At 72.5% G+C, this 13,074-nt stretch carries 11 protein-coding genes and 1 tRNA gene; 4 read left to right on the top strand and 8 right to left on the bottom strand.

The window, feature by feature from the left end; translation table 11 throughout:
• Position 1 precedes the first annotated feature (1 nt).
• From CC117_RS11435 to CC117_RS11425, 3 genes are all read left to right on the top strand, one after another.
• Entirely contained in the window at positions 2 to 4,918 is a 4,917-nt protein-coding gene (locus tag CC117_RS11435) for a BTAD domain-containing putative transcriptional regulator (RefSeq protein WP_071083712.1), read from the top strand.
• Between the two features lie 74 nt (positions 4,919 to 4,992).
• On the top strand, positions 4,993 to 5,526 hold the full coding sequence (locus tag CC117_RS11430) for a metallophosphoesterase family protein (RefSeq protein ID WP_071083711.1): 534 nt from the start codon (positions 4,993 to 4,995) through the stop codon (positions 5,524 to 5,526).
• Positions 5,527 to 5,785: 259 nt separating this feature from the next.
• A tRNA-Arg gene (locus CC117_RS11425) sits at positions 5,786 to 5,858 on the top strand.
• A gap of 89 nt (positions 5,859 to 5,947) precedes the next feature.
• Here the strand turns inward: CC117_RS11425 and CC117_RS11420 are convergent.
• The 8 genes from CC117_RS11420 to CC117_RS11385 all read right to left on the bottom strand — a co-directional run bounded on the left by CC117_RS11420 (position 5,948) and on the right by CC117_RS11385 (position 12,436).
• Positions 5,948 to 7,282: a tyrosine-type recombinase/integrase gene (locus CC117_RS11420; protein WP_241830025.1), complete on the bottom strand. Its 1,335-nt coding sequence runs from the start codon at positions 7,280 to 7,282 to the stop codon at positions 5,948 to 5,950.
• Between the two features lie 250 nt (positions 7,283 to 7,532).
• Complete coding sequence (locus CC117_RS11415) at positions 7,533 to 7,832, bottom strand: hypothetical protein (protein WP_071083710.1); 300 nt, start codon at positions 7,830 to 7,832, stop codon at positions 7,533 to 7,535.
• A 125-nt stretch (positions 7,833 to 7,957) separates the two neighbouring features.
• Entirely contained in the window at positions 7,958 to 8,152 is a 195-nt protein-coding gene (locus CC117_RS11410; RefSeq protein WP_071083709.1) for a helix-turn-helix domain-containing protein, read from the bottom strand.
• Between the two features lie 30 nt (positions 8,153 to 8,182).
• Positions 8,183 to 9,901 (bottom strand): replication initiator, encoded by a 1,719-nt coding sequence (locus CC117_RS11405; protein WP_071083708.1) that lies wholly within the window; start codon positions 9,899 to 9,901, stop codon positions 8,183 to 8,185.
• Positions 9,898 to 10,113, bottom strand: coding sequence for a hypothetical protein (locus tag CC117_RS11400; RefSeq protein WP_071083707.1), 216 nt, complete (start codon positions 10,111 to 10,113; stop codon positions 9,898 to 9,900). The genes CC117_RS11405 and CC117_RS11400 overlap by 4 nt, the downstream gene beginning before the upstream one ends.
• Positions 10,110 to 11,657: an FtsK/SpoIIIE domain-containing protein gene (locus CC117_RS11395; RefSeq protein ID WP_071083706.1), complete on the bottom strand. Its 1,548-nt coding sequence runs from the start codon at positions 11,655 to 11,657 to the stop codon at positions 10,110 to 10,112. The genes CC117_RS11400 and CC117_RS11395 overlap by 4 nt, the downstream gene beginning before the upstream one ends.
• A gap of 90 nt (positions 11,658 to 11,747) precedes the next feature.
• Entirely contained in the window at positions 11,748 to 12,035 is a 288-nt protein-coding gene (locus CC117_RS11390) for a hypothetical protein (protein WP_071083705.1), read from the bottom strand.
• Complete coding sequence (locus CC117_RS11385; RefSeq protein ID WP_071083704.1) at positions 12,032 to 12,436, bottom strand: plasmid replication, integration and excision activator; 405 nt, start codon at positions 12,434 to 12,436, stop codon at positions 12,032 to 12,034. The genes CC117_RS11390 and CC117_RS11385 overlap by 4 nt, the downstream gene beginning before the upstream one ends.
• 223 nt (positions 12,437 to 12,659) lie before the next feature.
• Between CC117_RS11385 and CC117_RS11380 the strand changes: the two genes are divergently transcribed.
• Positions 12,660 to 13,073 carry a helix-turn-helix domain-containing protein gene (locus CC117_RS11380; protein WP_071083703.1) on the top strand — a complete coding sequence of 138 codons (414 nt, stop codon included), beginning with the start codon at positions 12,660 to 12,662 and terminating at the stop codon, positions 13,071 to 13,073.
• Position 13,074: the final 1 nt, after the last annotated feature.

Genomic DNA, 13,074 nt, shown 5'->3' with positions numbered 1-13,074 from the left:
AGTGAGCCCACTCGTGGTGGACTGTGACAGTGTGAGCCAGACGGGCAATTCACGACCGACCGCGGGCAACGGTGCGCGCCGGGGCGGCGGTTCGGGTGTCGTGCTGTTGCTGGCACTCGGAGTCGGCGTTCCCGTCCTCCTACTCGTTCTCAGCGGTACCCCGCTGTCCGCCGCCTTCGGCGACTCGGGCGCGTTCACCGGCGACTTCGGCGCACCCAAGATCCTGCGGATCATGGTGCTGGCGGCCTGGCTGCTCTGGGCCCATTTCGTGGTGTGTGTCATCGCCGAATGGCGGGCCGAGCGCCGGGAGACGGGGCTCGCGCCGCGTATCCCCTTCGGCGGCGGCAGCCAGCTCCTGGCCCGCCGGCTGGTCGGCGACACGCTGCAGTTCACCTCGGTGCAGTCCCCCTCGTCCGCCGCCTCGCCTTCGGCCCGGAGCCGGGGCAGCGCCCCGCCGTCCCGGCGTACCGGTTCGTCGCGCTCACCCGGCTCGTCGGGTGCGCCCGATCCGTCCGGCCGTGGCGGCGCAGTGGTCCGGCCGGGCACCGGGCAGCTGCCTGCGGGCCGCACCCCCGCCGGCCAGCGCACCCACGGCGCCGGGCGGGCCGGCGGTGGCACCACCCACCGGAGCGGCCGGACAGCAGGGCGGGCGGCTCCCGCCCTGCCCCCCGCCGGGACACCTGGTCCCGGCGCCGGGCGGGGCGCACCGCTGGCCGGAGACGGCCGTCCCCCCCGCCCGTCGCCCGCCGGGTCGGTCACCGGGCCGCTGCGCCGATCAGACCCCGCCGCGATCTCACGCCTCGCCCGCGGGCTCACCGCCGCGCAGACGAGCCGCGGCCAGACCGCGGAAGCCGGCCAGACCGGCCAGACCAGTCAGACCGGCCAGACCATCGCGCGGTCGGGCGCGTCCGGGCTTCCGGTTCCCGCGGTGAGAGCGGGTTCACCCGCAGGAGCAGGATCCGCGGCGACGGCGGCGCCTGCTGCGGGGGCGGGTTCCGCCGCGGACGACGCCGGGGATCCGGCGACCGCCCGGGTGCGGCGCTACCGCTGGGACGAACAGGCTTCCGCGCTTCGTGAGCTGACCGCCGGTGAGGAGAGCCCGGCCGATCTCTTCCCCGACGGTGTGGACGTCAGGTTCTGCGAGGTCAGGCCGGCAGACGGCCGTCAGCACGACACCCTGTGGGCGATCGCGCAGCGTCTGCTCGGCGACAGCCTCCGTTACCGCGAGATCTTCGCCCTGAACGAGGGCCGGGTCCAGCCGGACGGACAGGTCCTCACCCGGCCGTCGCTCGTCGCCCCGGGCTGGGTGCTGTTGTTGCCCCCGGACGCGGCGGGCGAGGAGGTCCGCACGATCCGGGTGCCGCACCGCGAGGGGTCGTGGGTCCAGGAGGTCCACGCACACTTCGCCAACCAGCGTCCGGGCCCACCCGGCCACGGGTACCCCGCCGGCGCCACGGCGCCGGGCACCGCCGGTAAACCGGCCGGACCGAGCGCACCCGGTGCCTGGGGCGCCGGAACGACGGGCACGACGGGCACGACCGGGGCGAGCGGGGCGAGCGCGACCGGAGCGAGGGCGGGCAACACAGGTGTCGCGGATGCGGCGTGGGGAGAAGCGGCAGGCTGGCAGGGGCCGGCGGGCGGCCAGCCGGGCGCGCCGGGTGCCGGCGGCTGGCCCGGTTCCGGGCCGACCACCGGCAGTGGCGCTCCGGACATGCCCGGCGGCGTCAGGGCAGGCCACGCGGCCAGCACGGCCGGGGCTCCCCCCGGCTACGACGGCGGGCCTCACGCGGCACCGGGCCACGGGGCGGGCCGGATCGGCGGCGGGCGAGGAATCGCCGGGGCAGCGCTGCTCGCCGCCGGCGTCCTCACCGCGCTGACCAGGCGCAGATCCGGCGAGTCCAACGCGGACCCGTTCTCCGCTGAGATCGAGCACGCCCTGCGACTCGCTGCGGATCTGCCGTCGGCCCGCTTCGTCGACCGTTCGCTGCGGCTGCTGTCCGCCGGCCTCACCGCACGCGGCCGGGCGCTGCCGCCCGTGTACGCCGCGATCCTCACCGACTCCGCCCTCGTCCTGCACATGGCGCCGGCTGTCAGCGAGCCGCCACCGGCGCCCTGGCGGGTCGGCAACAACCCCGGTTCGTGGCGTATCGAGCGGAACCCGGACGCGCCGGACGGGCTCCCGTTCGAAGCCAGCGCCAGCCTGTCGGCGGACGTCCCCGCCCCCTACCCCGGCCTGGTCACCGTCGGACGGGACGACACCGGCTGCCGCATCCTCGTCGATCTCGAGGGCGCACCTGGCATGATCGCACTCACCGGAGATCCGGCTGTGGCCAGCGAGGTGGCCATCTCCGTCGCGGTGGAGCTGGCGACCAACATCTGGTCCGACGACCTGCGTGTCTGCCTCGTCGGCTTCGCGGACGATCCCAGCCCCATCGCCCCCGGGCGACTGCGGACGTCGCCGAGCCTCGCCGACGTCCTGGACGAACTGGAGGCCCGCGAGCCCCGGGACACCGCCTGGGGCAACGAGCCGGGCGCCGCGCTGCGAGGGCGTCAGGCCGCGCACGCGCAGGCCCTGTGGTCACCTGACCTGCTGGTCCTGGCCGGCCCGCCCGCGTCCGCCGACGCCGAACGGCTGGCTGGACTCGCCGGCGGCCGCGACGGCACGGTCGGTGTCCTGCTGGTCGGTGACAGTCCGGCGGCCCGCTGGCGCTTCGCCGTCAGCCCTGACGCCCGGATGTCGCTCGGCGTCCTCGGCGTCGAGGTCAACGCCCAGACCCTCGCCGCAGCCGAGTACGCGGCGGTACTCGCGATGTTCCGCATCGAGACCGGCGCCCGGCCGACGCCACAGCACCAGCCCTGGGCCAGGACCACTCCCCCGGACCAGACCGGCCCGATGGTCCGCACGGGCATCTACCCACAGACGTCCGAGCAGCCCGTGCCGGGGCAGACAGCGGCCGGACCTGCCGATCCCCGGCACGCCACTGGTCCCCTGCGCCAGCCCACACCGTCCGCGTTGCCACCCCCACCGCCCCCGCGGCCCCCGGCGCCGCCGTTGTCCGGTGCCGCCAGTCCGGCCCACGCCACTCGGCCAACCGCACCACCGGCCCCGTCAACCGGACCTGTCTCCCCCGGATCTGTCTCCCCGCGCGAGGCGGACGGCGCCCCTGCCTCCCCCCACGAGACCCCGCCACCGGGGCAACCGACGCCGGTGGAAGCAGGCAGCCCGGAGGGCACCCGTCCGCCCCGGGTTTCCGGGTCGATACCCGGCGTCGTGCCGTGGACGCCGCCGCCCGGATCGCCCGCCCGGCCAGATCCTGCCTCGCGACCAGCCGCTCCGAATCCGCCGCCCGCCTACCTGGCTCGTCCGGACGGACCGCCCCTGCGCCCGACGGACGTTCCCAGAGTCCCGCGGACTCTGCTGGTCCCGCCCTCCCACAGTCAGAACCCTGTTTCGCCCAGCGAAGACCAAACGGACCAACCGCCGACCGGCCAACCGCCGGGCGGCCAGGCACCGGGCGGCCAGGCACCGGGCGGGTGGAACCAGCCGGCCGAACCCGTCCAGCAGGAGAGGGCGGCGCACTGGCCGGAGGAGTACCAGGACGTCACGGAGTCCCGCACGGACGACTACGTCGCCTGGGGTGGCAGTTACCCACCACCACCACCACTGCCACCGCCGAACGAGATCCCGCCGCACCACCAGCCGCCGACGCAGGCACCCGCCTACGCTCCCGACCAGGGCTACGGACCCGAGGCCTACCAGCCCGCGCAGACCCACCAACCCGACCCGGCATACGAGCATGACCAGGCTTACGGCTCCGAGGCGAGCTACGAACCAGACCCGTCCTACGAGCCCGAACGGCGCTACGCCCCCGAACAGGACTACGGACAGGACTACGGAACCGACCAGGTCTATGCGCCGGACCAGGCCTACGCGCCGGCACCCACCCCCGCGGCGGGACCATCGCCGGACCATCCAGGCGACGCGCACCCCGGGTACGACCATCCAGCAACCGGCCGTCCGGCGGAGGACGTCCTGGCGACTCTGCCGCGACTCGAGCCGCACCCGGCCGGCCCCACCGAGGCGGAGGTGCGGGTACTCGGCCATCCCTCCGTCAGCGCGTCCGGTCCGCTGGCGTCTGAGCAGGCCGACCTTCTCACCGAGGTGGTCGTCTTCCTCTCCCTGCACCGGGACGGCGTGTACCCCGAAGAACTGGCCACGATCCTCGATCTTGACCTGTCGGACCCGGCCGACCCGGCGGGCGGACCGGCCGCGGGCGCGCAGGCGCTACTCATCGCCGCCCGAAGCTGGCTGGGCGTCGACGCCGACGGCCGGCCCCGTCTGCAGCCCGGCCCCGACGGGCTCTGGGTGCTCAGCGCCGACGTCCGCTGCGACTGGGAACTCTTTGTGGCCTACGTCCACCGCGCCGCCCGGCCTGACGACGCCAGCGACCCGCAGTCCGACCTGCGCGACGCGCTGAACCTCATCAGCGGACCCCTGTGGTCAGACCTGCCCGACGGCCGGTACCCGTGGGTCTGGTCGACGCCCGTCGAACGCACCATGCGGGAAGCCGTCGTCGACGCGGCGCACCAGCTCGCCGCCCGCACCCTGGACTACGGCGACACGATCACGGCGATGGCCGCGTGCCGCACCGGCCTGCGCGCCATCCCGGACGCAGAGGCGCTGTGGCGTGACCTGCTGCGCACCGTCGCCGCCCGAGGCGACCGCCGAACCCTTGAAGCCGTCGCCGCCGAGCTCTATCGCACCGTCGCGGCCCAGCCAGCCACTCCGGCCCAGCCGGGTCAGCCGGCCCAGCCTGGTCAGGCCGGTCAGCAGGGCCGGCGGGCTCGGGGCTTCGAACCGGAAACAGACGCACTCGTCCAGGAACTGCTGCCCGGCTTTCGTCGCCGCCGCCACTGACGACCGACACCGGGCCACCGGCCCCACCGACCCTGAGGACTGACCGCCGGCCGCACCCGGCCGACACTGGTGGAATGCGTCTCGTCATCGTGGCCGACACCCACATCCCAGCGCGCGCCCGCGACCTGCCCGAAGCAGTCTGGTCCGCGGTCGAGGAGGCGGACGTCGTCCTGCACGCCGGCGACTGGATCGGTACGGACCTGCTGCACCAACTCACGGAACGCTCCCGCAGGCTCATCGGCTGCTACGGCAACAACGACGGACCTGACCTCCGGGCAGCCCTCCCCGAGGTCGCCCGGGCCACCCTCGACAGACTGCACCTCGTGGTCGTCCACGAGACCGGGCCCGCCACCGGCCGCGAACGCCGCCTGGCCACCGCCCACCCTGACGCCGATGTGATCATCTTCGGCCACTCCCACATCCCCTGGGACACCACGACGCCACGCCCTGACAGCGGCCGCCCGCTCCGCCTCCTGAACCCCGGCTCCCCCACCGACCGCCGCCAGCAGCCCCATCCCACCTTCATGACGGCGATCATCCAGGACGGCGCCCTGGCCGACGTCGAGCTACACCAGCTCCCCAGCCCGGCCAAAGCCCGCGCCCGCTGATCATCCGACCTTCTCCTGACCGCACCGGCCCGCTCCCGCTGACCGGTCGCCGGTCGCCGGTCGCCGGTCACCCGCGCTCGGGACGGACGCGCTCCGGTCTGATCGCCGCACCGAGCGCCGGCCGGCCGGGGCGCTGGAGGCTGCGACGGGAGCCCACCGGACGGTGCGACGCAGGACGACTCCAAGCCGGGGGTGCGGTTCGAGGGTCCCGTGCCGTGTGCTGTAAGCTGGCCAAGCCGGCCGCGAGAGTGACCGGCAGGCGCTCGTAGCTCAACGGATAGAGCATCTGACTACGGATCAGAAGGTTGGGGGTTCGAGTCCCTCCGAGCGCACGCTGGTTGAGGCAGACCAGAGCCCCGCAGCCGATAACACGGCGCGGGGCTTTGGGCTTTTGACAGCCTAGTTGACAGCCAACGGCCTGTCAGGCTCCCTCCGCCTCGGTCGTCCCGTCCTCCGGATCTTCGTTCTTCTCCGCCGGGAACCAGCCGTCCAGCTTGGACGCCGCGTCACCGTGCACGGTGTCGACCATGTCCACGTAGATGTCCATCGTCGTCGACAGCATCGTGTGGCCGAGCATCCCCTGTATCTGCTTCCAGTCGACACCGAGCGCGTAGGCCATCGTCGCCGCCGTGTGCCGCAGCGCATGCGGACCGAGGTGCGGCAGCCCGGCACGCTGACACACCTTGGACAGGTGGGTGTTCAACCCCCGCGGCTCCAGGTGCGTGCCGACGGTGCTCGGGAAGATCAGCCCGTGTTCCCTCCACCGCTCCCCCGCGGCCTGCCGGTGCGCATGCTGGGCGGTCCGATGCGACAGGAGCACCTCGACGCACCGGCCAGGCAGCGTGAGGGTGCGTTGCCCGGCCTGACTCTTCGTCGGGCCGACGATCAGCCCCTTCACGCCCCGCACCCGGGTCACCTGGCGGGCCACCCGCAGCGTGGACGCCGATTCGTCGAAGTCCGACCAGCGCAGCGCCAGTGCCTCCCCGCGGCGTAGACCGACCATCGCCAGCAGCACGTACAGCGCGTAATGCCGGGTGGATTTCGCTTCGTCGAGCAGCCGAAGCCCGTCATCCTTGCTCAGTGCCGCCACAGTGCGCTTCGGCTTGCGCGCTTTCGGGACCCGGAGCGTCTCGGCGACGTTGCGGGCGATCTTCTCCGTGATGACCGCCTCGTTGAGCGCCTGGCGCAGGACCGACCGCAGCGTCCGCATCGTCGACGCGCTGTACCCGTCCACCGCCTTACGGTTCAGGAACCGCTGAAGATCCTCATGCTTCAGCTCCACGAGGCGACGCGAACCGAGTGCGGGACGGATGTGGTTGTTGACCATGTCGCGGTAGCTCGACTTCGTGGACTCCGCCCGCTCCGACGGGTCGACGACCTCGTCCAGCCAGTACGTCAGGAAGTCCGCGAACCGCGACCGCCGGTCGAGAGTCGTCAGCCCGTCCGCCTTGCTCTGCCGCGCCTTCCGCTGCTCCTCGATCGCCTCGTCCTGCGTCTTGAAGTAGCGAGGCACCCGCTTACGCCGGCCGTTCACCACGCCGTAGTCGATCTCGATCACCCAGCGCTGACGGTCCTCCCGCCAGTAGACCGAGCCCTCACCCTGCGCCCGGCGGTTCTGCTTCCTCTTCCTGCCGATCGGTTCGCCCGTGATCTCCTCGTCTCCGCGAGGATCCTGCCCGGCTCGGGCACGGTCGAGGTGTTCCCGGAGCGCCTGTTGCAGGCTCATGGTCAGGTGTTCGTCGTGGTCGGTGGGCATCGCGAAGAGGGCTCCTTGCCGAGAGAAGAACGGGGAAGCGCGCGCGGGCCGCAGGTGGCGTTGCCCGGTGCCAGTGGGGTTCCGTTCTCTGGCGTTGGGATGGTCTGTCGGGGCGCCGGCCGCGTCCAGGGCGCTTCGCGTCGCTACGCGATCGGCCTACGGCCGACCCTGGACACGTCCGACACCCCGACAGCTTGAAACGCCACCAGAGAACGGAAGAAAAATGGGGGTGGGGCAGGCAGGGCAGCCGCTACGGGCGCGGGATACTCGCCGCCGCCGGTCCCGCGGAGGGGTTCGCGCCGGCCGGGACAACTACCGAAACTCCGGGGTCCTGCCGGAAGATCAGGACGAGGTCGACGTCTCCGAAGTGCTCCGAGAACACGGCGTCCGCGGGCATGGTGCCCAGGATCGCGGCCAGGTCGCCGACGTCCGCACCGGGCCGGATGGTCAGGGTGTGGTCGCCGCTGTCGGTCGTGTAGGTCGCGACGAGCGGAGAGTCTCCGCCGGGGGTGCGCCATGCGCCGAAGTTGCCGGAAGAGAAGATGCTCATCAGGGCTTCGCTCCTGTTGTAGGCAGGGGTGGGGTCTCAGGTCCCGGTCGGGTGTTGGCGCACTCGCCGGGACCGTCTTGCTTGCGGGCCGGTTCGCGGTGGTGGTGCTCGGCACCGCTTGCGGGTCATGCCGCTTCTCCCTGCTCGACGACGCCGCGCAGCCGGTCGACGAAGGCGACCAGGTCAGCGGACGGAATACGGCGTGCCCGTCCGATCCGCACGGACGGGATGTCTCCGCTGTTCATGAGTTCGTAGATCGTTGTCCGGCCGACACCGAGGAGTTCGGCCGCCTCAGCCGGAGTCAGGAGAAGCTTGGTCACGGTTCTCTCCCACGGGGTCAGGACGGACGATCAGGCGGCTTGTGCCCTGCCCGGTGGGCCGATTGCCGGAAGTTCGTCGGGTGCGGCGCGCCGGGCCGCGTCGAGCTGTGCGCGCCAGGCGTGGCGTTGCGCGACGGCCTGCAACAGCAGGTGTTCACGGCGGGGTGCGGCCGGGTCGCCAGGCCGGAGGAGCGTCCACGCGGTGCGCGCCGGGTCGGTGTCGGGTGCGGCCGGGCCGGTGGCGGTGTGGCCGAGGGCTTCGAGCTGTGCCCGGATGAACGCCACCCGGTCGTGCTTGTGGTCGGTCAGGGTCTTGCCAGACCACTTGCGACTGACCAGGACGCGCCGTCCGCCGAAGCCGAGGGTCTCCCGCCGGTGCGCCTTACCCCGGCAGCGGCCAGGGACGAGGCCCGGTTTCGGGTTCTTCGGCTGGACGCCGTAGCGCAGCCAGTTCGCGCAGGTCGGTGCGCAGGGTTCGTAGCGCAGGGCTTCGGCGAGCCGGTCGACGTGGCGCCGTTGCCGGTCGGTGGTGGCGGTGTGGCAGGCGTCGAGGCTCTTGGTCAGGTACTTGCACAGGTAGCCGATCATCCGGCCGGTGTGCGCCGAGCTCGCGGTGAAGCCGTCCGCCTTCAGTTGCGGGCCGAAGCGCACCACGTGGGACGGTTCGTCCTCATCCCCGATCGCGTCAAGTGCCTCATCCCAGGTCGGCAGCGGCAGGCCGGCGCCCRGATCGACGTACCCGCCCGCGTCGTCCGACCAGGCCGGGAGCGCGGTGTCCGGGTAGATCGGGTGGTCGCAGGGTGGCCACCAGACCTGGTGGTAGGTCGCCGCCGCCACCTGGCGCAGCAGGGCCCGGGGAACGGTGCCGCGGATGGCCGCGTGCAGATGTGGCGCGAGACGCCGTTGGGGTTCGAGTGCGGCGAAGTACTGGACGTCCCAGCCGACGGCCCGGCGGAGGTTCTGCCAGAAGCGGTCGATGAGCTTGGGGAAGTGGATCGCGTCGCGGGCCGCGCGCCGGTAGTCGTACGAGCCCGGATCCACGGGCGTGCCGTCGGAGGTCACCCGTCCGTAGGTGTCGCAGGTCAGGGTCAGGAACATCGAGGGCCGCCAGGCCGTGCCGTCCGGAGCTTCGTACGTCCGGCCGACCGTCCGCTTGTCCACGGGGAGCCGGGGCAGGCCGGGGGCGTCCTGGCGCCGGCGGGTCGACCGAGCCCGACGAGGACGATCCCGACTGTCGGGGGCGGCTTTGCCGCGGACGCCCAGGGCGTTGAGTTCGTCGTCCACCTGGCCGATAAGCGCGTCGATCTCGGCGACGCCGGCCGGGTCGCTGTCCTGCTCAGCGTCCCGCCGGGCGACTTCGAGGTCCGCGCGGAACCCGGCAAGAACCTTCGCGTCGTCGGACGGGGGGTCCGGGTCGGGAAGCGGTTCGTCGTCGAGGTGCCACCCTGCCTTGCACTGCGCCATCCGCAGCCGCCGGGCCTTCTCCGCGCAGGTCGGGCATTTGCTGGCCAGGGTGGCGCCGCACGGCACGGGGATGATCTCGGTTTCGCCGGTGTCGAGGTTCGTCCGCCGCATCGCCATGGGCCGGACGCACACACCGTTCTCCACGGCGACCGCCTCGACGACCGCACGGGCAAGCGGCATCCGCATCCGTGCCAACCGCGAGCCGGGCCGATCGTCACGATCGTCACGGGCGGTGGGGTCGAGAGGGACGGCCGGGTCAGGGCCGGCAGGGGGAGGGAGTGTCACGCGGGCTGGTCCTCCGTGACGTCGAGGTCCGGACGGGCGGGGCCGGCAGGGGCGGGTTCGGCGAAGCGGATCCAGCCGCACCGGGCGTGGGTGTCGGTGGTGGCACGGCAGCGGCCCCGCCGGTGGGTGACATAGAGGTGGGAGCAGGTGGCGCACACCGGCAGAGCCGGCAGCGGCCCGGTCGGGTCCGGGGCGCCGTCTGGGCTGGTCACGCGACCTCACCCCATCCCGTCGGATCGCCGCCGTCCGCAGGAACGTCATCGGCGTAGGCGTCGAGGTCCGGGGTCCAGCCACCGCCGGCCGCGGACACCGGGCGGTAGGCCCAGACGGTGCGGCTGATCTCGGTGTCGTCGATGTGGGCCGCGCGGACCCGGACCGGTTCGGGCTGTCCCTCCGCCAGCACGTAGCCGACGCCGGGCAGCGACAGCGGGATCTCCTCCGCCCGCGCGCCCCGGTCCCGGGCACCCGAGCCGAGCACGAGATCGGCCTGGTCGGTTTCGGTCATGCGCAGCGCGACCCGGACCGGGAACAGGTCCCGAAACGGCAGCACCTCCTTACGGGGGTCCTGGACCGCGGCCAGGACCACGACGCCGGGGGCACGTCCCTGTGAGAGCAGCAGCGGCAGCGCCGCACCGATCCGCTTCTTCACCTCCCGGTCGGTGACGTAGGCGGTCAGCGAGGCGATTTCGTCGACGACCACCACGATCAGCGGATCGCCGACGGTCGGGGTGTGTAGCCGGGTCCGTCCCCGTAGCCGGGCCGTGCGCCGTTGCATGACCGCCACGGCGTCGTCGAGGAGATCGGCGATCTCGCCGGTGGTGGTCGCGAACCGGGCGAACAGCGGTTCCCCGAACGCCAGTTCCATCCCGCCCTTGGGGTCGCAGACCCACAGCTCCACCAGCCCGGCACGCACGGCGGGGCCGAGGCCGCGGATGATCGCCCACAGCACCGAGCCCTTCCCCGCGCCGGTCGCACCGGCGACGAGGAGGTGTGTTCCGCGGATGGGCAGGGTCCACGGGGAGCCGTCCTCACAGCGGCCCACCGGGACCGCGCCCAGCTCCGCCACGAGCACACCTGATGCGGCTCCGTGGTCCGGATCCGCACCGCCGGGACGCGACCCGTCGAGATCCCCGGGGGTGACGGGGCGGACGAGGGTGTCGCGGTGGTGGAAGTGCAGCCGTACGAACCGGTGTGCTTCGGCGTGGACCTGGCAGCGGCGGGCCCGGAACACGTGCCGCAGCGCTTCGGCCTGCTCCGCCCACTGTTCCGGTGTCTGACCGGGCAGCAGTTCCACCCGCAGGACGTCCACCGCCCGCGTCGAGCGGATCGCACGGATCCGGGGGTAGTAGTCGTCGAAGGTGACCTGGTCTGCGTTGGAGGTGGGGACCCGGATCGCGAGGTCGGTGTGCACCATCGCCGCCCGCCACCGCCGCCGGTAGACGACCGTCAGCCGGACCCGTCCCCACACCCACCGCGCCAGCCACCCGAACGACAACGGGTGCACCCGCCGCCACAGCACCGCCACCAGCACCATGCCGACCAGCAGGCCGACCAGGCCCGGCAGGCCGAACCGGTGGACGAACACCAGCACGCCGAGGCCGGCCGGGACGGCGATCCGGTGCCGCCAGCACCAGCGCACCCCCAGCACCAGACCCTTACCGGCCACCGCGAGGAGCAGCATCCACAGCGGGACCCGGACCTTGTCCGGCCGGGACGGAATCCGCGGCATCCGCTGATCACCGTAGATTCTGGACATGGCAATACCACCTGTTTTCGAGCGCACGAAACCACGGAAAGAGGAAAGCGGGAAAGGGAATTCGGGGTTTACGGGAAAGCGGAAGAGTTGTTAAGCCGCGTTCTCTGCCGGCGGGTTTTCGTTCTGCTGGGCGCGTGCGATGCGCTCGCATTCGACGAGGTAGGTGTTCACCGCGTCGCGCAGCGTCCGGGCAAACTGGAGATGATCCGCCGTCACGGTGCCACCGGCCGGGGACAGGCTGAACATCGACAGACTCGCGTCGACCGACAGGATCGGCGTCCGGTTCGGGTAGGTGTGGCACGTCGCGTGCCAGTCCGCGCCGATGTGCAGCGCAAGGTGCGTGGAGGACCGCCGCGGGTTGCTGTCGTGGCTGGTCACGCCGCCGCCCCCGTCCGCCGCGCCGCGCCGACCTGCTGGAGCCGCAGGGCGCGTAGGGCGTAGCCCTGCTTGGGGTACTTGCCGTTGGTGTCCACCCACGGCGTGACCGTCAGCCCCTCGAACAGCACCGGCCGGAACGGCGTGCCCGGCATCGCCTCAGGCAGGACCGGCTGCACCTCACCGGGCACCTTCACCTTCAGCTCCGCCTGCCGGGCCGTCGGGTCCGGGTCGAGGACCCGCACCACCCAGACCCGCTCACCGGTGTTCAGGTCCCGTTCCTGCGGGTCGGGGGCGTTCGCCTTCACCTTCTCGTAGTCGTTCGCCGGTTCCACACCGAGCACGAAAGCACCCGCCGGGAACACGTCCTCAAAGCGCACGGGAATACGCCGGGGAACCGCCATGGATGGTCAACCTCCGAAGGGCCAGCCCCACCCCGGGGACATCCGGGGTATGTCGGGCACCACCCACCATGCACCGCTCACCGAGCGCTCGCCAAGCTTCTATACGCCTAGGGATAACGCCTCGATATGAAAACGCCCCGACGGCCATGGCAATCTTCCGGGCAGCTCACCGCACGAACTACTCTTTGACTGTAAGCAAACGATCCGGGGGTGTTGATCCACGATGGTGCGTGAGACGACGGCAGGGGAAGACTGGCGGGCTGTCGGCGCCGAGATCACCGCGCGGATGCGGGAACGCCGCACGAGCCAGCAGGCGTTGGCCGCCGCGTCCGGAGTGTCGGTGGCGACCCTGCGGGAGCTGGCACGGGGAACGAGCCGCCGCCGCGCCCAGGACTCCACGCTCGCCGCCATCTCCCGCGCGTTGGGATGGGCCGACGACCACCTGTTGATCGTCCTTCTCGGCAGGCAGCCCGACGAGGTGCCGCTACGGCCGTTGCCGGTGGATCAGCAGATCCTGGACGTCCTGCTCCGCATCGAACGCGGCGTTGCCGCCATCGGCGCCCAGCTCCGCCCACTCGCCGAGGCTTCGGCTATGCCGGCCGGGCACGCGAAAGGGCCGGACCCGGTGGCCAGGTAGC

Source organism: Parafrankia colletiae, assembly GCF_001854655.1.
GTDB classification, from domain to species: domain Bacteria; phylum Actinomycetota; class Actinomycetes; order Frankiales; family Frankiaceae; genus Parafrankia; species Parafrankia colletiae.
The sequence above is the reverse complement of the archived record's forward strand: the minus strand, read 5'-3'. Positions and strand labels throughout refer to the sequence as shown.